Origin of the sequence: Methanolobus zinderi, from assembly GCF_013388255.1 — an archaeon.
GTDB classification, from domain to species: domain Archaea; phylum Halobacteriota; class Methanosarcinia; order Methanosarcinales; family Methanosarcinaceae; genus Methanolobus; species Methanolobus zinderi.
On record NZ_CP058215.1, the window covers coordinates 239,086 to 261,854 of the forward strand.

Annotated in this window: 24 protein-coding genes and 1 tRNA gene; 12 read left to right on the forward strand and 13 right to left on the reverse strand. The window is 45.0% G+C overall.

Annotation, left to right across the window (positions count from 1 at the left end):
• Positions 1–31 precede the first annotated feature (31 nt).
• From HWN40_RS01135 to HWN40_RS01150, 4 genes are all read left to right on the forward strand, one after another.
• Positions 32–859 (forward strand): helix-turn-helix transcriptional regulator, encoded by an 828-nt coding sequence (locus HWN40_RS01135; RefSeq protein ID WP_176964036.1) that lies wholly within the window; start codon positions 32–34, stop codon positions 857–859.
• Between the two features lie 635 nt (positions 860–1,494).
• Positions 1,495–1,719 carry a hypothetical protein gene (locus HWN40_RS01140; protein ID WP_218165476.1) on the forward strand — a complete coding sequence of 75 codons (225 nt, stop codon included), beginning with the start codon at positions 1,495–1,497 and terminating at the stop codon, positions 1,717–1,719.
• 472 nt (positions 1,720–2,191) lie between these two features.
• Positions 2,192–2,605 carry a GNAT family N-acetyltransferase gene (locus HWN40_RS01145; protein ID WP_176964038.1) on the forward strand — a complete coding sequence of 138 codons (414 nt, stop codon included), beginning with the start codon at positions 2,192–2,194 and terminating at the stop codon, positions 2,603–2,605.
• Positions 2,606–2,653: 48 nt separating this feature from the next.
• The gene (locus HWN40_RS01150; RefSeq protein ID WP_176964039.1) at positions 2,654–3,361 is read left to right on the forward strand and encodes a DNA alkylation repair protein; all 708 of its coding nucleotides are present in this window, start codon (positions 2,654–2,656) and stop codon (positions 3,359–3,361) included.
• Between the two features lie 37 nt (positions 3,362–3,398).
• Here the strand turns inward: HWN40_RS01150 and nth are convergent, their stop codons facing one another.
• The 6 genes from nth to dusB form a co-directional block, all read right to left on the reverse strand.
• Positions 3,399–4,055, reverse strand: a complete 657-nt coding sequence (nth, locus tag HWN40_RS01155) for an endonuclease III (RefSeq protein ID WP_176964040.1) — start codon at positions 4,053–4,055, stop codon at positions 3,399–3,401.
• A 99-nt stretch (positions 4,056–4,154) separates the two neighbouring features.
• A complete protein-coding gene (gene porB / locus HWN40_RS01160; protein WP_176964041.1) occupies positions 4,155–5,036 on the reverse strand; it encodes a pyruvate synthase subunit PorB in 882 nt (293 codons plus the stop codon).
• Positions 5,033–6,247 carry a pyruvate synthase subunit PorA gene (gene porA, locus HWN40_RS01165; protein ID WP_176964042.1) on the reverse strand — a complete coding sequence of 405 codons (1,215 nt, stop codon included), beginning with the start codon at positions 6,245–6,247 and terminating at the stop codon, positions 5,033–5,035. The genes porB and porA overlap by 4 nt, the downstream gene beginning before the upstream one ends.
• The gene (porD, locus tag HWN40_RS01170) at positions 6,247–6,507 is read right to left on the reverse strand and encodes a pyruvate synthase subunit PorD (protein WP_176964043.1); all 261 of its coding nucleotides are present in this window, start codon (positions 6,505–6,507) and stop codon (positions 6,247–6,249) included. Before porD ends, porA begins: the two co-directional genes overlap by 1 nt.
• A complete protein-coding gene (locus tag HWN40_RS01175) occupies positions 6,504–7,049 on the reverse strand; it encodes a pyruvate ferredoxin oxidoreductase subunit gamma (RefSeq protein WP_176964044.1) in 546 nt (181 codons plus the stop codon). The genes porD and HWN40_RS01175 overlap by 4 nt, the downstream gene beginning before the upstream one ends.
• Before the next feature lie 272 nt (positions 7,050–7,321).
• Positions 7,322–8,275 (reverse strand): tRNA dihydrouridine synthase DusB, encoded by a 954-nt coding sequence (gene dusB / locus HWN40_RS01180; protein ID WP_176964045.1) that lies wholly within the window; start codon positions 8,273–8,275, stop codon positions 7,322–7,324.
• Between the two features lie 96 nt (positions 8,276–8,371).
• Here dusB and HWN40_RS01185 point away from each other — a divergent pair, with 96 nt between their 5' ends.
• Genes HWN40_RS01185 through HWN40_RS01195 form a run of 3 tightly spaced genes read left to right on the forward strand, consistent with a single transcriptional unit; the run spans position 8,372 to position 10,143 of the window.
• Positions 8,372–8,908 carry an AAA family ATPase gene (locus tag HWN40_RS01185; protein WP_176964046.1) on the forward strand — a complete coding sequence of 179 codons (537 nt, stop codon included), beginning with the start codon at positions 8,372–8,374 and terminating at the stop codon, positions 8,906–8,908.
• 5 nt (positions 8,909–8,913) lie between these two features.
• Positions 8,914–9,357 (forward strand): RNA-binding domain-containing protein, encoded by a 444-nt coding sequence (locus HWN40_RS01190; protein ID WP_176964047.1) that lies wholly within the window; start codon positions 8,914–8,916, stop codon positions 9,355–9,357.
• A 12-nt stretch (positions 9,358–9,369) separates the two neighbouring features.
• On the forward strand, positions 9,370–10,143 hold the full coding sequence (locus HWN40_RS01195; protein ID WP_176964048.1) for a sugar phosphate isomerase/epimerase family protein: 774 nt from the start codon (positions 9,370–9,372) through the stop codon (positions 10,141–10,143).
• 428 nt (positions 10,144–10,571) lie between these two features.
• Here the strand turns inward: HWN40_RS01195 and HWN40_RS01200 are convergent, their stop codons facing one another.
• From HWN40_RS01200 to HWN40_RS01215, 4 genes are all read right to left on the reverse strand, one after another.
• Positions 10,572–10,742 (reverse strand): ribbon-helix-helix domain-containing protein, encoded by a 171-nt coding sequence (locus HWN40_RS01200; RefSeq protein ID WP_176964049.1) that lies wholly within the window; start codon positions 10,740–10,742, stop codon positions 10,572–10,574.
• A 108-nt stretch (positions 10,743–10,850) separates the two neighbouring features.
• Positions 10,851–10,924 (reverse strand) — tRNA-Lys (locus HWN40_RS01205).
• An 82-nt stretch (positions 10,925–11,006) separates the two neighbouring features.
• Positions 11,007–12,866 (reverse strand): ATP-binding protein, encoded by a 1,860-nt coding sequence (locus HWN40_RS01210; RefSeq protein WP_176964050.1) that lies wholly within the window; start codon positions 12,864–12,866, stop codon positions 11,007–11,009.
• Positions 12,856–14,139 (reverse strand): DNA double-strand break repair nuclease NurA, encoded by a 1,284-nt coding sequence (locus tag HWN40_RS01215; protein WP_176964051.1) that lies wholly within the window; start codon positions 14,137–14,139, stop codon positions 12,856–12,858. Before HWN40_RS01215 ends, HWN40_RS01210 begins: the two co-directional genes overlap by 11 nt.
• 354 nt (positions 14,140–14,493) lie before the next feature.
• On the opposite strand from HWN40_RS01215, the gene HWN40_RS01220 reads away from it, so the two are divergent.
• From HWN40_RS01220 to HWN40_RS01230, 3 genes are all read left to right on the forward strand, one after another.
• Entirely contained in the window at positions 14,494–16,461 is a 1,968-nt protein-coding gene (locus HWN40_RS01220; protein WP_176964052.1) for a sodium:solute symporter family protein, read from the forward strand.
• Between the two features lie 126 nt (positions 16,462–16,587).
• The gene (locus HWN40_RS01225; RefSeq protein WP_176964053.1) at positions 16,588–16,974 is read left to right on the forward strand and encodes a VOC family protein; all 387 of its coding nucleotides are present in this window, start codon (positions 16,588–16,590) and stop codon (positions 16,972–16,974) included.
• 79 nt (positions 16,975–17,053) lie between these two features.
• Positions 17,054–18,088, forward strand: coding sequence for a methionine synthase (locus HWN40_RS01230; RefSeq protein WP_176964054.1), 1,035 nt, complete (start codon positions 17,054–17,056; stop codon positions 18,086–18,088).
• Between the two features lie 16 nt (positions 18,089–18,104).
• Here the strand turns inward: HWN40_RS01230 and HWN40_RS01235 are convergent, their stop codons facing one another.
• Entirely contained in the window at positions 18,105–19,115 is a 1,011-nt protein-coding gene (locus HWN40_RS01235) for a stage II sporulation protein M (RefSeq protein ID WP_176964055.1), read from the reverse strand.
• Positions 19,116–19,232: 117 nt separating this feature from the next.
• Here HWN40_RS01235 and HWN40_RS01240 point away from each other — a divergent pair, with 117 nt between their 5' ends.
• Both HWN40_RS01240 and HWN40_RS01245 read left to right on the forward strand, forming a co-directional pair.
• Positions 19,233–19,976, forward strand: coding sequence for an RAD55 family ATPase (locus tag HWN40_RS01240; RefSeq protein ID WP_176964056.1), 744 nt, complete (start codon positions 19,233–19,235; stop codon positions 19,974–19,976).
• 12 nt (positions 19,977–19,988) lie between these two features.
• Positions 19,989–20,504: a hypothetical protein gene (locus HWN40_RS01245; protein WP_176964057.1), complete on the forward strand. Its 516-nt coding sequence runs from the start codon at positions 19,989–19,991 to the stop codon at positions 20,502–20,504.
• A gap of 1 nt (position 20,505) precedes the next feature.
• Here HWN40_RS01245 and HWN40_RS01250 read toward each other — a convergent pair whose 3' ends face one another.
• Together HWN40_RS01250 and HWN40_RS01255 are read right to left on the reverse strand one after the other, a co-directional pair.
• The gene (locus HWN40_RS01250; protein WP_176964058.1) at positions 20,506–21,543 is read right to left on the reverse strand and encodes an EF-Tu/IF-2/RF-3 family GTPase; all 1,038 of its coding nucleotides are present in this window, start codon (positions 21,541–21,543) and stop codon (positions 20,506–20,508) included.
• A 54-nt stretch (positions 21,544–21,597) separates the two neighbouring features.
• Positions 21,598–22,758 carry an RNA ligase gene (locus tag HWN40_RS01255; RefSeq protein ID WP_176964059.1) on the reverse strand — a complete coding sequence of 387 codons (1,161 nt, stop codon included), beginning with the start codon at positions 22,756–22,758 and terminating at the stop codon, positions 21,598–21,600.
• Positions 22,759–22,769: the final 11 nt, after the last annotated feature.

Here is a 22,769-nt window from a genome sequence, read left to right on the forward strand (position 1 = left end):
TTGAATTTATTTTTAATGCAATAATTCTACGTTGGTTGGTAGAGTACTTTGTGTAAATAAAACGGGTGGTATTTTGAAGAAGTCAATACTTGATATTCTGTTTGCTTCTGAAAAAAGGAAGAATGTTATGTTGCTGCTGAAAGATGGTCCTCAGGAAATGAATTTCTTGCTCGATAATCTTGATACTTCAAGGCAGGCATTGCTTCCGCAGATGAAGATACTGAAAGAACGTGATCTTATTTTTCAATCGGATGATTCATATGGCTTGACAAACACTGGAAAATTGATAGCTAACTCAATGAAACCTTTCATAGATACTGTTGAAACTCTTGATAGCAGCAGTCACTATTTTGCACAGCATAATGTAGATGGTATTCCCGAACATCTTCTGAAGCGAATAAATGAGATAAGGGGTTTTAATCTTGTAGAACCTGATCATGTAAATTCAATTGAGTTGAATACAGATCATCTTCCCGATTGCCTAGATTCCAGAGCGGTTTATTTTGTATATACATTCATGCATCCGGGAGCTAAATCCGTTCTGGATCAGCTGGTTGCTAGAGGCGTTGAAGTTTCAATTATTTTCTCGAAAGAACTTGCTCAGAAAATAATCGATGAAATGTATGATGCATGTAAATCTGCTATAGCTCTTGAAAATGTTAATATCTATATATATCAAAAAGAGCCGAAAATCTCATCAGTCACAGTTAGTGATAACGGTTTCCTGCTGAGGCTGTTTTTGAAGAACAATGAATTCAGTAATAAACAGGTTTTATGTTACAGGCCGGAAGGACGTCAGTGGGCTAAAGAACTTTATGATCATTACCTGAAAGATGCAAAGCTGATAACTGAAATTTAACTATTCATGTTTTTATTTATACCATGCAAGATGCTGTTTTTTTGATTTAGGATAATTATCTATTCATGCAACTTCTGCATTAATCTCATTTTTAAATGGCTCTTTAATAATTTAAGGGCATTTTAAAATTAAAAGAAGAAAGTGTTATATTACAGTTCTTCAATAATTTATTTACGAAAAGTCCAAGAAAAAGCGCATCTGCAAGTTATATTAGGGGGAATTCCGATTGGCTGGTGTTCACGGGAATCGGAAACATACTATTCGAATAACTGCGATGCAGTCCATGTTAAGTCTTCACTTGTGGGAATGGGTGTTGGTTCAATAATATATGGGTCTTGTGGGAAAGAGGCCATATCACATCATATCTTCAATGCTTGTTTTCATTTTGATATTAAATGATACATTGGCTGCGTCAATTTAGCATTATTTGCTAAATTCTCCATAACTTACAGATGTACTTGCGGATATTGAGAATATCGAATATAATGATAAGAATTGAAAATTAAAATGAAGAGAATCTGTCTAGTTTAAAGTTAGGGATGATTAAAGAATTGGTGGTTTAAATGGGATTTTTTAGTAGCTTAGTCTTTGCTGTATTGAATGTTTTCAAAGAAGGTCAAGAAAGTCAAATAACTATGGAACAGGTAAAAGAGCAAGAACAAAGAGCTATAAATCCAGCAGAACGTGAAAAAATTAATAAGATACAAAATAAAGCACGTAAAACATGTGAATGTGCTGAAATCGTCTTACCGGAACAGAAAATAAATGACGGAACTCCCTCAAACTTTTGTCCCAAAATAGGACATGAATGTGTGTATATGCAGAACTCGAACAGGTGCTGGTTTGGATACGACAATTGATAAGATTTGTTTAAATAGCTTTTACTTTGTAAGAAATACTTCCTCTTTATTTTGCACATAATAGTTCAAAAAAGGTGGAGCCTTAAGTGTTACTCTGTACTGAAATAGGGAGTGAATAGCGCTTTTTCCAGACTAGAACTCCAGAGCTTCCATTCATTGAAACAAAAATTTCTGCCAGTTATGATATATTAAAATTAAAAAGCCATTTTAAAATTAAGGAAGGAAAATGTTTTATTCTTTTGATATATAAGCTAATATGACAACTCGGCTCTGTAGAATATCTTGAAAAAACCAATACCTGTGGGTACACTGAAATCTTCGGTATTGTTTACTGCACACATTTCTAATCTTAAATCTCATAAATTCGGGAATTTCTACAGAGCTTCTTATTTTATGCATCCTTTCTGTGATTGAGACCTCCGATTATCAGCAGTCATGTTTATTTACTTCAATATTCAATTTTCAAAAAAGTATGACAAATTACATCCTCAAAGAAAAACTCCCCTCAATTGAAGAATACATTCACCTGCGAAAATCCGTAAACTGGCCCTACCCCAATAAAGCAGCAATTGAAAAGAGCCTGAACAATTCCAACTACTGCGTTTGCGCTGTTGAGAACGGGAAGGTCATCGGTATGTCCCGAATAGTGGGAGACGATAGTTTCATCTTCTTCATAACCGATGTGATTGTCCTGCCAGAATACCAGAAACAGGGCATCGGCACAGCACTTATGGAGAGGACAATGTCATATCTTAAAGACAATGTGCAGGAATATTCCTACATAACCCTGATGTGTGCAAAGGGTATGGAAAGCTTCTACGAGAAGTTTGGCTTTTTCAGGCGGCCGACTGGTGAGTATGGTTGCGGGATGATGGTGGAGCTTTAGTTTTTCCTGAGCACAAATTATTATCCATATTTAACTTAGGACATAATTATGAATGACATAATCTCCGATATCAGACAAGAACTCGAACAAAACGCCGACGAAAAAACAAAAGCAAGCTCAACTCGTTTCTTCAAAGAAAAAGTCAAATCTTACGGCGTAAAAACAGCAGTTGTCAAGAAGATGGCAAAGAATTACTTCAAGTCCATATCCGACAAAAGCAAGCCTGAAATATTCACACTCTGCGAGGACCTTCTCAGCTCTGATTACATGGAAGAATCGTTTATCGCATTCGAATGGTCATACTATCTGAAAAAGCAATACGATCCCGAGGATTTTCTTGTTTTTGAGAGATGGGTCGGTGATTATGTGAACAACTGGGCAAAATGCGATACCCTTTGCAATCACACCATAGGGACATTTATCGACATGTATCCAGAGTATATCGGATCACTCAAGAAATGGACGGCTTCTGATAACCGCTGGTACAGGCGTGCTGCTGCTGTAACACTCGTTTTAGCGGCTCGCAGGGGAGATTTCCTTGACGACGTGCTGGAGATTGCTGACATGTTATTGATGGATGAGGATGACCTTGTGCAGAAGGGATACGGCTGGATGCTCAAGGAAGCCAGTAAACAGCATCAGCAGGAGATTTTCAACTATGTCATGAAGAACAAGAAGGTCATGCCACGTACTGCATTGAGGTATTCCATCGAGAAAATGCCAAAGGATCTGAGGTCTAAGGCTATGGAAAAATGATAAATCAGTTTTATTTTAGGATGCTGTGATCTTTATTTTACACCCTGCTTGATGGACACAGTTTATTGACCACGCATATTTCACATTTTGGTTTTCGTGCGATACAGACGTTGCGACCGTGAAGGATCAGTGTCATGGAGAGGGTTTCCAGTTCCTCTCTTTCTGCGATGGACATAAGGTCCTGCTCTATTTTTTCAGGGTCTGTTTCCTGTGTAAAGCCCAGACGCCGGGACAGACGCTTAACATGTGTGTCCACTGCTATGCCTTCTATCTTTCCGAAGGCCCTTGATAGCACTATATTTGCAGTCTTGCGGCCAACTCCTGGAAGTTGCAGCAGGCCTTCCATGGTGTCGGGTACCTGGCCGCCGAAGTCGGTGAGCATGAGCTGTGCACTCCCGATTATGTGTTTTGTTTTCTGGCGGTAGAAACCTGTGGAGTAAATATCCTTTCCGAATTCCGTGATATCCGCGTTTGCGTAGTCCTCGACTGTGCGGTACTTTTTGAACAGGGTTTTTGTGACCTGATTTACCTGACGGTCCGTGGACTGTGCCGATAATATAGTTGCCACCAGCAGTTCCAGTTCATTCTTAAAATGCAGGGCTGGTGCGGCATTAGGGTATTCCTGTTTCAGAAGTTCGAATATACGCTCGAAATTGGCCGTGTTGTCAGCTACGGCAGGGACTTCTTTTGCCATGTTGAGTATAATTAGTGAAGAATGGTTGTAACTAATATTCAGAAACCCGGTTATTTCCACTGCACATTAAAATAAAAATAGAATAATAAAGAGAGGATTTTACAATCCGTACTCTTCAATGTTCATGTTGGCAATATCCTGGATCTTGGCTATCTCTTCCTCGCCGCCTTCCATAGTGAAAAGGTGCTTGAAACGGCGCTGCATCTTGAGATAGTCCTCAACAGGTGCCTTTACCTTGCCTAATTTCCTTACCTTGGTGACCACACCGTTCTCCATCTCATAGAGTGGCCAGAGACCTGTCTTTACAGCCATCTTGGCAACTTCCACGGTCTTGGAGGTGTCGAATCCCCATCCTGTGGTACATGGTGCATGGCAGTGGATGTAGGTCGGCCCCTCGATCTCTGTGGCCTTCTTCACCTTTGCGATCATGTCTTTCGGATATGCAAGGGATGTTGTGGCAACGTATGGTGAGCCGTGTGCTGCGATGATTGCAGGCATGTTCTTCTTCGGTCTTGGGTTACCGAATGAGACCTTACCTGCCGGACTTGTGGTAGTGGATGCATTGTAAGGTGTAGCACCACTTCTCTGCACACCGGTGTTCATGTATGCCTCGTTGTCGATACATACATATGTGAAATCGTGTCCTCTTTCAAAGGCACCGGATATTGCCTGCAGGCCGATATCCAGGGTAGCACCGTCTCCACCCATTGCGATTACCTTTGTTTTTTCTTTCTTGCCCAGTGCCTTAAGTCCTGCTTCGATTCCTGAAGCTACAGCACCTGCATTCTCGAAAAGTGAGTGTATCCAGGGTACGTCCCAGGATGTCTCAGGATATGGTGTTGTCATAACCTCAAGGCAACCGGTAGGACTTACAACTATACAGTTGTCCCCGGCACCCATGAGGGTGAACTTAGCAGCCATTGCGTCACAGCAGCCTGCACATCCGCTGTGTCCCGGTGCTAAAAGTGATATCTGATTCATACCAGTTCCTCCTTCAGATCGGTAAACTGACTCTCTGTCTTAATACCTGATTTCATAATTTCCTTTGCATCATCGATGATCTTGTCGATGGTGCTTGTTGGTATGTCACGTCCTCCGTGACCGATCATGTAACCTGTAACAGGTACATCGATATCGGTGTTGTACAGGACGGACTTTGTCTCAATGAAAAGTGCACCTGCATTTATACCGAGTGATATGTTCTTGTCAAGGACAACAACGACCTTGGCATCCTTGATAACATTCTTGATAGCTTCTGCAGGGAATGGTCTGAACGCCCTGACCTTCAGGAGTCCTACCTTGACATTGTTCTCCCTGAGGCGGTCGATGACGTCCTTGATGGTACCGACAATGGAACCCATAGCCATTATTATGATATCCGCATCCTCGGTCTGGTACTCGTCTATGAGTCCGCCAAAGTATCTGCCGTACATGTCAGAGAACTCGTCTGCAACGGTCTCTATCTTCTTCAGGGCAGTCTGCATTGCCTGCTCCTGCAGGTACCTGAACTCTGTGTAATAATTAGGATCTGCGAATGCACCGAATGTCAGAGGGTTGCTCGGGTCAAGTGTACGCTCCGGATCGAATGATGGCAGGAACTCGTCTGTGATGTCCTGCTCGAGAAGTACAACAGGCTCGTAGACATGTGAAAGGATAAAACCGTCCATACATGCCATTGAAGGCATCATTATATCCTTGTCCTCTGATATCTTGAAGAGCTGGGCTGTCATGTCAGAGGCTTCCTGTATGTTCTCTGCATAGAGCTGTATCCAGCCTGTGTCCCTCTGCGCGATGGAATCCTGCTGGTCGTTCCAGATGCTGATCGGAGCACTTACAGCCCTGTTGGCAACGGTCATCACAATAGGCAGTCTCATTCCTGAAACGTTGAACAGTACCTCATGCATGAGCTCAAGACCCTGGGATGTTGTGGCCGAGTAGGATCTTGCTCCCACTGCCGAGGATCCGACCAGTGCTGAGAGTGCTGAGAATTCTGATTCTACGTTGATGTATTCACATTTTGGAATCTCACCGTCAGCCATGAACTGAGAAAGGTCTTCCACAATATGGGTCTGCGGAGTAATTGGATAAGCTGAGATTACATTTGGTCTGCATACCTTTACAGAGTGTGCAACGGCATAGGAACCTTCCACAACCACCATTTTGCTTTTATCCATAGTCGTCTCACGTGGCATTATTTCTCCTCCAGTTCCATTGTTATCGCATCTTTCGGGCATTCGTTTGCACAGATCCCGCATCCTTTGCAGAAGTCATAATCAAACTCGAAGTACCCGTCCTCTCTGGGTTTGACTGCACTGTCAGGGCAGAGCAGTTCGCATAACTTGCATTTTATGCATTTATCATAATCATAAACAGGCTTGAAGGTTCTCCATCCGCCTGTCTTGTTGGCACGGCTTGTACCTGCTTCACAAACAGCTCCGGGTACTATCTTCATTTCTGATCCCTCATCATCTTGTATGCTTCCATAACGGCTTCTGCGTTTCTTTCTCCGACCTTGCCGGGGAATCTTTCCTTGACCGCTTCCATGATGGACTCGGGCCTTACCTCACCGGTTGCACCGGCAAAAGCACCGAGCAGAACAGTGTTGACTATCGGTCTTCCGATAATGTCCAGTGCGATCTTGGTAGCGTTTACGGTCATGATCCTGGCCTTGGTATCAATTTTGAATGTCTCAGGATCGAAATCACTGTTTATAATGAGGATACCGTCATCCTTGAGGCCGTTAGCGACTTCGACAACCTCTAACAGTGTCGGGTCCTGGACGATCACATAGTCCGGCTCGTATACCTGGCTTCTGAGTCTGATCGGGACATCGCCTATCCTGGTGAAGGCCTGGACTGGTGCCCCCCTTCTTTCCACTCCAAAAGCGGGGAAGGCCTGGCTGAACTTGTTGTCTGCAAAAGCAGCAACAGCCAGAAGTTCGGCAGCGGTAACCGAACCCTGACCGCCCCGGCCGTGTATTCTTATTTCTTTCATCTAAAATTCTCCATAAACCATGTGAAATAACAATAGATCAATTCAACAAAGTATTTTTTTAACAATTTTTAGTATTACATCACAGCAGAATCAGGTCTAAGGTGTTCATGTTGCCGGAGGCACATGAATTTTTCGTCATCTGCCGTAAAATGCAATGTTTAATTGTGTAGAATCGGCTGATTACTATTTAGTCTTTCGGTAATTTACGCTGTTAATTAAATTAAAAATAAATTTATGAAATTATGAACTAAATAAAAATCTAAAGAAGAAATTCACTGACCACCACACATTTTCTCAACCTGCAGAATTATTTCATCCACATCATGCGCCTCTGCAATCCTGTTTCGGATATGTCTTCCATTGCGGATTCCGCGGGTAAACCACTGTGCATGAGCTCTCACATTTATTGTTTCCATGAGTCCGCACTCTTCCAGAAGCCTGAAGTACTCACGTATATCTTTCACCCGCTGCATGCATTCATCATACTCGAGCATCTCCCCGGTATCCAGATAGTGAGAGATCCTTTTGAAAAGGAAAGGATTTCCCATTGCAGCCCTGCCTATCATTATTCCGTCACAGCATGTGTATTCCAGTGCATGCTCGGCTGATTTTTCGTCAACGATATCCCCGTTAACGATCACTGGTATTGACAGCTCTTCCCTGATCCTTTTTGCATATTCCATATCAGCCATCCCTGAATATTGCTGCTGGCGTGTTCTCCCGTGAACTGTAAGGGCAGATGCGCCTGCATCCTCTATCAGGCGTGCGATCTCAAGGGTCTTTTCCATATCTTCAAGTATACGTATTTTTGCGGTGACAGGTGCTGATACGGTCCCGGAAAGTTCTCTGATTATCGAATGTATGAGTTCGGGTGATCTTAGCAGTGCCGAGCCAAAACCATCTTTTGTAAGCAGCTTTGCCGGGCATCCGCAATTGAGATCTATGATGTCAGGATGATAATTCTCCTCGATGGTGTGTGCTGCTCTGGATATTACCTGCGGATCGTTACCGAATACCTGTATTCCGAAGGGTCTTTCGGCTTCAGAGCTCTTTCCGCGATTGAAGGTTTTTGTGTTCTCATAGATGACAGCATCGGAGCTTATCATCTCCGTATATGTCATGGAGGCCCCGTACTTTTTGCACATCAGGCGAAAAGGCAGGTTTGTGACGTTGGACATGGGGGCCAGCAGGATGTTTCCGGGAATTTTTACGTTGCCTATTCTCATTTACCTGGCGTATCGATGGGGATACTAATATATAAGTAGAATGTATGGAAAAAGACCTATAGTAACATCATTTTACAAATCACGACAGGTTAAGCAATGACCAGAATATTAGCTTTTGTAGGTATGCCGGCCTCGGGCAAGTCAGAGGCCTCTGCGGTCCTGCGCCGCAAGGGAATCGCAGTGATAAATATGGGAGACGTCATCAGGGAGGAAGTTGTCCGCAGAGGGCTGGAACCCACTGACGCAAACACAGGCGGTGTCGGTACAGAGCTGCGTGAGACAGAAGGCAGGGATGCCGTAGCCCGTCGTTGTGTTCCCAAGATCAAAGAGGCGGACTCGGATTTTATAGGAATAGATGGTGTCAGGAGTGTGCCTGAGGTAGAATGCTTCAAGGAGGCATTCGGAGACGATTTTACTCTCGTATCCATTGACTCCCCCCTCGAGGTCCGCTTTGCACGGGTGATGGCCCGTAAAAGAAGCGATGATATGCAGGACATCGATGCCCTTAAGGTCAGGGATGAAAGAGAACTTGGCTGGGGCATGGGCGAGGCTATGGACAAGGCAGATATAGTGATCACCAACAATTCAAGCCTTGAAGAGTTCAGTAAAAAGATAAGAGCACTTGTGGAATAGTTGAAATGATCAGGGTTATAGTTTCTGCGAAAGTAAACCCCACGGAAGAAGGGGTTAAGGTTTCCGGGGCAATTAATAATATCTTCCCGAATATCGAACTTGAGGAAGAGAAGCTGTCGGAGAACAGCTCAAGATTCTCAGGAGAAGGCGATAAATTCTCACTCACACAGATGCATTATCTGATCAGGGAAGAAGAGATCATCGATACAGCCCGCACCGCACTGAGAATAGGACTGTCAGAGGATGACACATACACTTCATTTATTATCAGCAAACAGGTAGCCACCGTCGGGCATCTGAACTACCCTGCACAGGAAGAGGCTCTGGGTTCGATAAACATAGAGATCTTCGCAGATTCCGGAAGAGAGATGCAACGACTGTTTGACTGGCTTACCCCACCCACGGAAAACGGTATCCCCGATTTTGAGATCAATATCGATAGCGTTTAAGGAGCTTTATTTATGAGGATCAGAAACCTGAGTTTTTCGTCACGTGAGGTAATAGAGGCATCTTTCGAGTGGGCATATGAACTTGAGGATATGGGATATTCAGGATGGGAGATCGTACAGGAAGGTTCCCAGTGCCTGACCGAGAAAAATCTCCCGAAGGTGCAGGAGATAAAGGAGACCACAAACCTCAAGCTGAGTATTCACCTTCCCTTTTCTGACATGAATCTGGCAGGCCTTAATGAAGGCATACATAACGAGGTCATGCGCCAGATGAAATATTACTTGCAAATGGCCTCAGGTCTTGCGGATGTGGCGGTACTGCATCCGGGTTATCTGTCCCCCTACGGTGCGAAACTGCCGGAGAGATCCTGGGAAACAAGCGTGACCTCGGCTCAGACATTATGTGATTTCGCAGAGGATCTGGGTATCACCATAGCGATTGAGAACATGCCGAATTTCCCCAAGATATTCGGTCAGCGTCCTGATGAGATGCTTGACATGCTCGATCAGGTTGACAGGAAGAATGCAGGTATGACCTTTGATGTGGGACATGCAAACACCATGGGTCTGGTGGATGAGTTTGTGGAGAAGTGCAAAGACAAACTCTCACACATGCATATCCATGACAACCATGGCAAGTACGACGAGCACCTGCCTCTGGGACAGGGCAATATCGACTGGAAAAAACTCATGGACAATCTTTCAGGCTACAAGGGGCTCATGGTCACTGAGATGGGTAACCTTGAGGAAGGCAGGCAGTGTATTGAGTATCTGAAGAGCCTTTGATGCGCAAAAAAGTGATCTTGTTTTCGTCTGTAGAAATCCTTTTAATTCCAATTTTAAAGTCTGTAGTCCGATCCTGTCAGGTAGTTAGTAGTTTGCCGATTGATCTACCGGATTCATGAATAACTAAAACCATCCCGAAGGGTCCGGCAAAGCCGGCGTTTCTCGTCAATAAGAACGAAAATGATTCGCAAATACCCTTTTACAATATTTTTCGCATGACTTCTGTATAAGTTGCTATATAAAGCCCTCACTAATTGAAACTTTAAGTTCTACAGTCTGAATATCAAAATAAATTCAATATTTTTCGGTACAATTGCGACGGATTGCGCCGCCTGCGGCGGGTGGTAGCGCTGTTCTTTGTGTACCGATCGATCTTGCCAAGATCTTTGACAGAGCCTGTGAAAGATGTATTTGATAGAACCCCTGTTTTACTCTTCAATCCGCCCATGCCTGCGGTCTATGCTATCCATCTGGTCCAGCAGCTTGCGGATAGCTGTTCTTATGGCATCGGCCTGTGTTACGAATTTCTTATTGTCTCCGACGTGCTCGTTAAGATCGTTGAGGAGTTCCTGTGGTATATCAACACTCACTTTTGGCATGGTCTCACCTGCTAATGTGGTTTAGGTGGATTAACTAAAGTATAGATAAAACTAATGGCCTGAACTTTGAAACTAAAACTAGGGTCAAAACAGTGATTAAAGTTTATGCGAGCCGGAAGGGATTTGAACCCCTGGCCTACGGATTAAGAGTCCGTCGCTCTTCCTGGCTAAGCTACCGGCCCGCGTTGAGTAATTAACTGAGCGAGACTCCCATACGTAATTGCTTCATATATACATTTCGGTAAAAAGTATCTGAAAGGGTATTCAGATATGTTTCACCACACATTTTGACAACCCGATTATCTCCACCATATCACTGTTATCCGGGCTCTGGATTATCATCTGTCCCTTCTTCAGGTATGGAATACGCTTCTCGAACTCCTTTTTGACCTTCATGGCACTGATGGCCGCATCGTTGCTGAGATTGAGGATTACTCGTGTATTGATCTGCTTGAACACTGTCTCATCAATATCCTGGGGGTCCTGGGTTATAAGGAAAAGCCCCAGCCCTTCTTTTCTGCCCTGGCGCGCGGCATCTGCGAATTTGGAAATGAGCATCCTTGAGTGCTCCCCTCCGGCCTTTGCAAGATAGCGGTGGGCTTCGTCCAGACCCAGGATTATAGGTGTTTCCTTTACAGCCGCCTCTCCGGATGTGCTGAGTTTGTTGTCCACGATCATGCTCATCAGAGTGAGGGTTATCAGGTCCCGTATGCGGGAACTTGTGATGTACTCCGTGGGGAAGACACTGACCTGCCCGGATTTGAATATCTGTCCGAGGATCTCGGTGATTGGTCTTGCAGGTTGGTCGAACACCCTTGCAAGGGCACGGTTCTTTACTCTGCGTACGATACCGTCGTAGGATGATTCGTGTATCTTGCCGCTCTCCACATAGTGGTCCCTTGCGGCATCGTCGTCGATGAAATCAACAAAACCACTGTATGTATGCTGTCCGCTCCTCTTGAAATAATCATCAAGCAGCAGGTCCACGCCCACATACTGCAGCTCGGTCATGCCAACAGGGGCGATCAGCCAGGAATTGTTACGCACCATCTCGAAAGGTATGGTAAATTCTACCTGTTCGGCCCTTGATCTTCCATTATAGGTTTCTCCGTTCACCTTTGCAACAAAGGTCTTTGTGTTTTTGCATGCTCCGAAATTGACCTGCTCGGCCCCGAATATGAAATCATCATCGGATGTGAGATCTGGATTGTCCTCATATAGCTGGGAGTATTCATCCTGCGGATCCATTATCACAAGGCAGGGATTCTTCTTTTCCGGTGAGCCGCGCAGGTTGTACCTGTTATCCTCACTCATGAACTGGCGCAGGATATTCTTGGTCAGGAAGGTCTTTCCGGTACCCGTACTTCCGCAGACCAACATGTGCCTGAAGATCAGGGGATCACCCATTGAGTAGTCATTTCTCAGGTAATAGGGAACTGTGGGAGGTACAGCATGTGTTTTTACAAGCTCTCCGCCGACACTCAGGTGTCCCAGGAAGATGCCCTCTTCAGGTATGTTGAGTCCTGTCTGTATCTTCAGTTTCTCGGTAACAGGGAGAATGGGTGTGTTCGGGCGGGGTATCCTGTCCCCCATCCTTCTGGCAAGGAAGCTGCCATCGGATGTGTTCTGTTCATAGAGGATGCAGATAGGGTCAAGGTATGCCAGGAACTTGTAGTCCACCTCGTCGGTGTGATTGAAGCGCAGCATCCTGCGGGAGTGGATCTCAGTTGCATCATCCACGGCGTACTCCTGAAGGTATTGCAGTTTCCATATCCTCGCAAACAGGTCTTCATCCCCGTATGGAACTATCACATAAGTACCCAGGCGAATATCACTGCGCCGGGATGTGCTTATGTATCCTGTGATCCTTGCCCCGGCCTCGGTGATCTCCAGCGGATCGATACCTGTCGTGATTATCCCGAAAGCGTTCTCAAATCCGTTCTCTATTACCGGAGCATCAATCTCCATTTCCGGCTCATAGTCCTCGAAGTCGCTTTCTTCCTGCTGGTATTCCTGTGCGGATTCATCCTTCAGGGAAAGGTGTCTTTCTTTTTCCTTTTTGCTGCCTTTTGATCCGTTTTCCTCATTTTTCGGAACAAAAGCAAGTATGTCCTCATCTCTCATCCATTTCGCCCCATCTGATATCGTTATAGCTGGTGTCTATCCTTGAATTCCTGAACCTGTCAATTATCTGGCGCCTTTCGGAAAGCTGGATCTTTGCAACAGAGTCAGCCTTTGCCAGTGTCTTTGGTATGCCGCTTAGTGCAATGTCATAGAGCACTTTTCTTGTGATCAGGTTTCGCATATCCTCATTTTTTACGAGGCCATAAGGTGATTCTATTTTGAAAATTGTGTTCATGGAAGGCACGAATACCATGAAAAAGGCAAGTGCATAATCCTCGGCCGGAAATTCGTGCGTGAGCCTGTCCCTGACCAGGGGTGATGTGGTGCTGATCATCTTCTCATAGAACTGGTTTGGCTGCAGGAACCAGTTTGTATATGTAATGTATTTTCTGGCAGTCTTCCCCCTGATGCCTGCCTTCTCGGGAGACAGGGCATTCTTGAAGAACTGGGCATCCAGTATCCAAGGCAGGTCCATTTCCTTTTCCTGCTTTTTCAGGGCCTGCATTATCTGCATATCCTCGGGATTCTTCACAAAACCCACCAGAGGCTTCTGCTTGTTTATATGGTGGTCCATGATATCGATATAGTTCTGGAGCACCTTCTCACTATGAGAATCGGTACGTATGCGGATATCCTCGGAAGCCACCACCATCCAGTACATCAGGCGTTTGGGATAGATCGGACCATCCATGATAAGGAAACTCTTGTCCTGCATCCTCTCAAGCATCCACAGAAGGTGCTCAGATTCACAGAGATAGAGTGCTATATCATGTAGCATATCATTTGTCTTCTTATTCAGGATACCCGGCTGGATGCGTATTATACGCTTGCGTCCGGCACCTTCGTCAAAGAACTCCCAGTGGCTGCTTGTATCTATGGTCACCCTTCTGCTTGCGGTATAGGTGGCAGCAACGATCGTGCGCATATTGTGAATCTCCAGGTCCGTGGGACTGGATGCCAGGGCACAATGGCAGAAATCAACATAAAGTCCATTATCGAATGTCCTTGCTGTAGTGCTTCCGCTGTCACATGCATAACTGATACTAAATGGGTCACTCGATCCGAGCATTCTTTCAATGCTCACCTTGCCGCGTTTCACCTTTCCGATGGCTTTGAGAACGGTCTTTCCCTCATGTTTTAGTTCTCTTAGCAGTTTCAGGATATCGGCTACACTGTCCGTGTCATCGTTCTCAGGGTCATCCTTGCTGAGGCATGAATCGATGCGTGTCACAAGATCGTGTATCTCTTTTATGTGAACCGGTTCAAGGGTCATGTATCAGGGAAAGTTGTTTTATGCTAATATCGTTTTGCTTTCAAGGTCAAAAATAAACTTCTTATGAGCTCTTAAAACCATTTGACAAACAATAGCCAATAATATTTCACATTGTATATATAAATCTACTTCTAAAAAATCATAATCAACTTAATTTTGGCAACATAGTTCAAAGACAGATTATCCTATAGCCACTCTTCCGGGAAGGAGCTCAAATAAACTTGTCCGGCTTTAAACTTCTTTTTCTGAAAACCCTTATATAGTTCCCTATATAAGGAATATATCAATAATATCCAAAGCTTCGGCCCGCTTTACACAAAAAACGGGTTGACAAAAATAAGAGAGGTTGTAGTTATGGAAAATTATATGATCTTTATAATACTGATGGCAGTCTATTTGCTTGGACTGATAGCCATAGGAGTGTATTTTTCAAAGAAACAAAAGTCTGTGACCGACTTCTGGCTTGCAGGACGTAAGGTAAGTTCGCTGGCCATTGGTTTCTCAGCAGCATCATCGTGGATGACGGCGGGAGGTATCCTTGCGGTCATCGGTCTGTACATGTTGCTTGGTATGGGCTCTGTCTGGGAGTTCGTTGCCCCGAACATCCTGGCTTTATTACTCATTGCCGTGCTCGTGGGTAAGATCAAACACCTGCCGGCCATCACACAGCCGGAATTGCTTGAACAGCGATACAGCAGCGCCATTCGCGCACCTGTTGCAATCATCATCGCTATTGTCATGGTTCTTTTTGCAGTGGCCGATATCACAGGTTTCTCACTTGTGCTCAGCATATTCTTCGGTCTCGATCCGATATATGCCGCAGCCATAGTTGCTATCGCTATTTCCCTGTATGTCACCCTTGGAGGTTTTTCCGCTGTAATCTGGACCGATATGGTACAGTTTTTACTGCTGGCCACATTCTCTATCATAACCGCTGTGGTAGTTGTGAACGCAGCTACATCAGGCGTTGGAGATACAGCCGCCATAAGCACATCCGAGCTCTTTGGCAGTGTCCCGGCTGACTGGTGGGATGTATTCAACTTCGGTCTGCCTGCAGGTGACCCTGCAATATTCGGAATATTTGCTGCAATAGTCTTCCTGATCGCCATAATACCTGGATGGGTCACCGAACAGGATCCCTGGCAGAGGGTATGGGCGGCAAAGGACCAGAAATCCGCAAGAATTGGTATGGTACTTGGTTCTTTCTTTATCTTCCTGATATTCGGTGTGGTATGTACGGTAATTGCCGTTTCCCTGAATCACATCTACCCTGAAATTCCCGCTTCCATGGCTGAGATCGGTATGGGAGCCATGGCGCAGGCAGAACCGGCACTGCTGGTCTTCATAGCAGAGACCCTGACACCTCTTGGAATCGGTCTTGCAGGTGTGGGTCTGGCCGCTGCTGCAATGTCATCTGCTGACACATTTGCAACATCAGGTGGTTCATGTCTTTCACGTGACATCTACCAGAGGTACATAAAACCCGATGCAACCATGAAGGAAATGATGGCAGTCAACAGGATCAGCGTACTGATAATCATCGCCGCTGCAACTGTCCTGTCATTCTACATCCAGGGTATCATCGAGGCAATACACATCGCGACCTTCATTGCAAGTGCATCATACTTCTTCCCTCTGATGGGAGGCCTGTACTGGAAGCGTGCGACAAAGGAAGGCGCTCTTGCAGGACTTGTTGTGGGTGCACTGGCACAGATATCCTTCACCGTGATCGACTACTCCAGCACACCCCTGCTGGCAATGGGCTCACTTTCAGCAATCAGTCCGCTGCTTGCAAACCACGGTGTCATCATCGGAATGTTTTTGAGCGGAATTGCCTTCTTCGGAGTTTCCCTTGCAACCCAGCCATCTGACACGGTCCACCTGGCACCGTTCTTTAACGATGAGGCTGAGAAGCTTGCAGAGGAAGAATTCACCATCGAAGAATCCGACCCACAGTACAGGAAGCTTATAGGCAGTCTGGAACGGGAAGTTACCGGTGACCGTGCGATCTTCAAGCTGAACCTTGAAGCATCTGCAACCGTTAACTGGGACAGGTTTGTGGACGAACTCAAGACACTGCATCCTTCCTGGGTAACACCAACGGGTGTCAACTCGGTTTACAGGCTGACCAAGGGTGACATGCTTGCCTGTGTTTCCCTGAGCCGTGGAAATACTGAAAAGGAGATATGGTTTGCCTCCGAGCCAATGGCAGAGGATGTAGAAACACATGTCAAGGAGTTCTTCAGTGCCTTCAAACAGGTCTCACAGGCTCTTGAGAATATTGGTGTTCTCCTGACCCTGCCAACACCTGAAGAAGCCTGAAATATTTTTACTCGGGCACTTGCCCGATATCTTTTCTTTTTATTGATACATTTCTGCTCTTTTTATTTTATCTGGTTTTTGAGAACATATATTTGCTAATAGATGTGTAGTTTTACATGTGGTTAAATGGAAGCAAGGGTAGATCTGATAACAATATGGACCGATGATATGGAACCGATGAAGGAGTTCTACAATAGAGTCCTGGGATTTAAGCTAGAAAACGATCTGGGAAGATATGTGGAATTCAAAAATGAGGGAACAAGGTTCGCTATTTGCACCAGGGAAGTCATGTATGAATATAGCAATGAATACAAAAAACAAAGTACAGCTCAGTCCTTTGAACTGGCGTTCAGGTGTAAGGATGCAAGTGATCTGAACAGGTCCTACGAGCATATAATTTCAAACGGAGGAACTCCTGTCCAAAAACCCAGAGACATGCCATGGAATCAGAGAACGGCCCTGTTCTCGGACCCTGACGGGAACATACACGAGATATTCACGGAAATCCAATGATGCTCGTAGTCACGAATAGAAGGACGAGTTTTCTCATAACTCAAAACTTATAAGTGAAATACAGTATAACTATGCTGGCATGACAGAGATAATCTTTGATGATATAGGCAGTTTTCCTCTTCCTGAAGGCAGAACCAAAGACTGGATGGCAGGTAAGTTCTCTCAAAACAAAAATGATGAAGAGCTGTTCAGTACAATAAACGATGCTTTCATGAAGAAAGTAGAGGCCGGTGTGGAAGTGCCAACATATCCTCAATACCAGGATATGAACGAGCAATTCCTGTCCATCATCAGAGATCCCGATTGCAGCGAAGAACCTTTCAAGGTAAAACTTAACGATGCCCGTATCATCGAGCTCGAAGCAATCGAGTTCGTTGCTAAAGCATACAAGGAAGAACATGGAGAAAAGCTTGATGTACGTGTCTGCGTAACCGGTCCCCTTGAACTCTATCTCAAGGATTTCGGAGGCACGGAGTATGCTGATATACTTAACCTGCTTGCGGAAAGTGTTGACCGTTTTGTGAAGAATTCACTCTCCAGTGCAAAGAATTTCAATATAAAAACCGTTTCCATTGATGAGCCGAGCATAGGCATAAACCCGCAGGTAATGTTTTCGGACAGCGACCTTATAAAAGGCATGGACACCGCATGCAGCTCTGCGAAAAAGGCAGGTTGTGATGTTGAGGTTCATCTGCACTCTCCCCTGCATTACAAACTTGCATGCCAGGCTGACAATATCAATGTCATAGGCGTGGAATCAGCAGCAACTCCCTCATATCTTGATCTGATAGACAAAAAAGAACTCGAAGACAGTGATTCCTACATGAGGGTCGGTATTGCAAGGACCGATGTCTTCAATCTTGTTGCGGTACTCAACGAGAAGTACAATACCAATGTCTGGAAGGACCGGACCCATATGGAAGAGATCGTAACAGAGATGGAAACTTCTCAGGTCATAAAACAAAGACTTGAAAAGGCATATTCGATGTTTGATGACAGGATCAAATATGCGGGTCCGGATTGTGGTCTTGGTTCATGGCCATCCCAGGATATGGCTGCACAGCTGCTGAAAAATGTTGCATCTGCAATGGCAGATTTCAGGGAAAATAAGTAAAAAAGTAAGTGTGATATCAGAGGAACACCTTTTCCACAAAATCATCAAGCACTGACATAACCCTTTCAATGATCTCAAGGGTTACATAGGTCTCGATATATGCCGCAATCAACAGCATAACTACCATTAGCCCAAACATCTTCCACAGGTATCGGGAATTCAAATATTCCCTGACTGTTCCAATCACCCTTGATACGTCTTTTTTCAGGCTTTCGATGCTGTCTCCTAGAAAGAGTCCTTTGTTCATGATCTCATGAGACTGGATATATGCGAACCTGCGCCCAACTGCCGCGGCAAGCAGGATGGCGGGAATCTCTATAACTCCGTGTGGTATGATGGAGATCACAAAATATGCGACATTGTACAGCATTCCGACTATGATTCCCTCCTCTCCGAATAACTGGAAACCTGTCAGTGCTCCGTTGAAAACAAAGAAGGCAAGCAGTATACCCATGAGAAAACCGTTCACAACAAGTATCATTACAGGGACGATGTACGGGAGCATATAGGCCAGCATGCGATAGTCATCCTTTCCGTAACCGCAGTACTGCCATATAGTTCCCTCTTCTTTTTGGCCTGTTTTATGCATGGAAGCAAAATCAGGGTCCCTGGATGATACGACCTTTTGCAGTAGTCTGTTTAGCGGCATCAGCAGTCTTTCGAAACTTATGGAAATAAATGTGTATACTTTGCTACCTTTCCTCATTTCTATATCCCTGACAAGTAACGGATGTATCAGCAGGAACAGACCTGCTCCAACCGAAGCGCTGAACACGGCCAGGCTGTTGAAGATGAAGATAGCCCACATGGGACTGATATACTCGGCAGTGACCACTACCTTGGCAGTTGCAGCAGAGGCCGTGGAAGTGATGGCATCATTAACAGGTGCTGGCTCTGATAATGTCATTGTGAAAGAGTACAGGATCATGCTGAACACAAGTGCTATCATCAGCGATGCAGCAAAGGTCTTTGCAGACCAGAGTAGGTCTTTTTTATTTATCTGAAATCTTGTTGTGGATTCTGACATTTGTATAGGTGTTTATTTATACTATATTTTATAAAAAATATCCGATACATTAAAATATATAGCAACATTATAATACACATAAAACTATATTAGTCTAGTTATTCACGAGGAAGTATTATGAGGATACCTACAGGAATTGAGGGATTTGATGAGCTGGTACAGGGAGGCCTTCTTTCAGAGAGGGTCTATGTGTTAAGCGGTCCTCCGGGCAGCGGGAAAACGACATTTGGTGTTCAGTTCCTTGCAAGCGGGGCAGCAGAGGGTGAGGTAGGCCTGTATTGCACCCTGCTTGAGTGTCCGCAGAACATCATCGATGATATGTCCAATTTTTCAATGAATATCCCTGCACTCATAAAGGCTCAGAAACTTCTCTTTGCAGACCTTGGTCCGAGGATGGAGTACGGATACATGGATGAGGTGAACGAGTTCATCACTCCTGATTATAATGTAGGCAGGACATCCATTGAAAGTGAGGCACCGTCTCCTTCAATGGTATTCAAGGAAATTGCAGCATATGTTTCCGAATATGATGTTAAGCGCCTTGTAATTGACTCGGTTTCAGCTATCAGATTCACCACAAACGACTTCTCTCTCCAGGAAAAAGAGATGAGCAGGTTTGTCAGAAACCTTAAAAAACTGGGCTGTACCACAGTCCTCCTGTCTGAAATGACCGATCCCACAGCCTATTCCACCGAACAGTTTGCCGCACATGGTGTTATATTCATGCACAACTTCCTGTATGACAAGACAATGACACGTGCCATCCAGCTTATCAAGATGCGCGGCACAAGGCATGACTGTAATATGCGTTCGGTAAGCTTTTCGGAAAACGGGCTCAAGGTCGAAGGATATCTGGAATAATGGTAGTTAGCAATGGTAGGACTATTCAAGCGAGATAAAGAAAGCAAGAAGATATCTGAAGAAGACAAGGATCATCTTGCAGAAGTTTCCTATAAGCTCGGATACGAGGTAGGTTACCACAGGCACTCGGAAATAGGCTGGGTTCAGGAGCAATTAAATAAGCTCTACGGATTTGCCGAGGAGTATGACCTTCGGGACTTTGCCCGCGAGAATTACATACACGGTAAAGATGAAGGTGCCAAGGCAAAGGAAAGGGACACAAAATCAGGTCTTTTCAGGGGTGCAGGTAAAGAAAGCACAGCAGAACCCGACAAAGCTTCCGGTTTTACTCCGGAGAGCACTGCTAAAGCGTCCTTCACAAAGAGTGACTCCGGCTTTACAGTTGAGAGAACATCGATTGAAAGCTCCTCAACTGCAATACAGCAGCCAACCCTCACGGACCTGCCTGAAAATGTGCAGCTTACAAAAGCAGTTGAGAGACCCTCAATACTTGAGGGTTCAAAACACCTGCTTCCCAAAAAGAAATAATTTACTGGCTGTACCCGGAAGCGACAAACCTCTGTTTCTCATCAAGGTTTGCAAGTAAGAACCTGTCATCCTTACTGTAGGCTATTTCCTTTGAGCCTTCAAGCTTCAGGTTATATGTTTTTCCAGGTACTGCTTTTTCCACGCTCTCTCCGTTTTCAAGAATATCCGTCACTTTTACAGGAGAGGACTGCAGCCCGACATAAAGATGTAGCATGTCCCCTGCCTCGAATTCCCTGGCTAGCTGTGAAAGTGTACACTCAAGTGCAAAATCTGTTGTCACGATCTCATCGTTTGAGATCACAAACCCTCTTTCTATGTCCTTGGACTGCACGCTTTTTAACGCCAATCCGACCCTCGCACCTGTCGGGGCGCTCTTTACGTCTTCATCGTGCATCTGTATGGAGCGGATCTCGAGATTCTTCTTTGCCGGATATGCGACCATCTTATCCTTTGCGTTGATGGTTCCCTGATCCACTACACCGAGAACAACACATCCTATACCTGTAACATTAAAAGACTGGTCGATGATCACACGGGGAGGAAGATCGTTCTTCTGCTCCTGCTCAGCCGTGACCTTCTCATCGACATCGTATATCTTCTCTTTGAGCTCTTCCATGCCTTCAAAGGAAGTGGTGGAGATTGTATGGTAATCCCAGCTCTCAAGGGCGGTCCCTATTGTAATCTTCTGTAGTTTCTCTTTTAGTTCCTCAAGGGCCAGGGGGTAGGAGAGGTCTGATTTTGTCAGGACCACTATTCCGTGTTTATATCCCAGCAGATCCAGTGCGATAATACATTCTGCTGCCACGGGGTCAAGTCCTTCCGGGGGCACACAGAGAAGAGCGATATCAGAAAGGTTCAGGGCGGTGACGAGTGACTTTGGTGATGTCGGGTATCCGGTTGCATCGATTGTTGTGAGCACCTGTTCGTTCTTGGAAAAATCATACATCGTGATGTCGGAGACACTGCCCTTTTTACCAAGTTTTCCCGCAAGGGTGGTCTTTCCGCTTTTTTCACTACCGATTATAGTTATCTTTGTCATGTGAGCTTCCTCGATTATGGTCTTACGATAAGTCTTTTTAGATATATTTCTTTTTCATGACCATAGCTGACCTTCGAGTATACTCTTTGTTTTATCGGTTGTACTTTGATTTACTTTATTGATCCTTACCAGGTATTCATCACCAACTCTTTCAGGCTCGCTGAAGACTACATCAACACCAAGTCTCTCAAGATAGGACCTGAACCTGTCTATGGTGTCCCTGTCTTTCACACGTATGCGGACATCCTCGGAAATACGCTCATTGTTTTCCACTTCCCTGATGGACTGTATCATGGGTCGGAGTATACTTTCCCCGAGTCTGAGACAACGCTGTTTAAGTTCTTCCTCACTCTCATTCCATTCAAAGGACTGGAATCCCTCTCTTACGACCCTTGGGAACATATAGTCTCTTCCGCTGTCGTTATAGAAGCGAAATGCATGTCTCAGGTCAGCATTGTTACCTTCCGAACACGTGTATTTAATTGGTTGCAATACCATTTCGGGATCCTTGATAACAACTCCTTCATGCTCTGTTTTACCAAGTTCCCTGATTATTTCAGTGATCTCTGCAGATGCTTGCTGAATATCGAATTCTCCGAAAAGCTTCACCTGGGTGAAACCGTAATTCCCGGCAAGTTCCCGTCGCTTCATAACAGGAAGCGGTTTGCCATCTGTTTTGTGCCTTATGTCAAAAACAAAGAAATCAAGGGATTCCAGACCATAGATATCCTTTGGAACGTATGGATTATCCGGTCCCACCATCTCCCCGTAGATCACAAGTTCCGGGTGTTGCTCGAAGAAATCATGATTTAACAGATGACGTGCGCGTTCTGTGGAATACGGGCAGACATGACCGCTGCGTGTCAGGGCGATCAGCTCTCCCATGTACTCGGTAACACGTACATTGTAACCATTCATCTTCTCTTCAACAATTACAGACCCTGCCTCGCTGAAATTCCTCTCGATGGAAGGAACAAGCGTCATAGCCCTTTTTATCTTGGGAAAGCCCCTGATAAGCTCGAAGCCATCATCTTTTACGATGAGCACACTGCCTTCCTCTATGCCGGAAACATGACTATCGAACCTGAAAAGATTCTGATATTCGTCCCAGTTGTGGATTATGGTCCTTTTTTCGAGAAGTCCGGAAAATCTTGACGGCGGCAGATCAAGAAACTCCGCCGCCTTTTCAATGTCTATTCCATTTTTATCTGTCATGGTTTTACTAC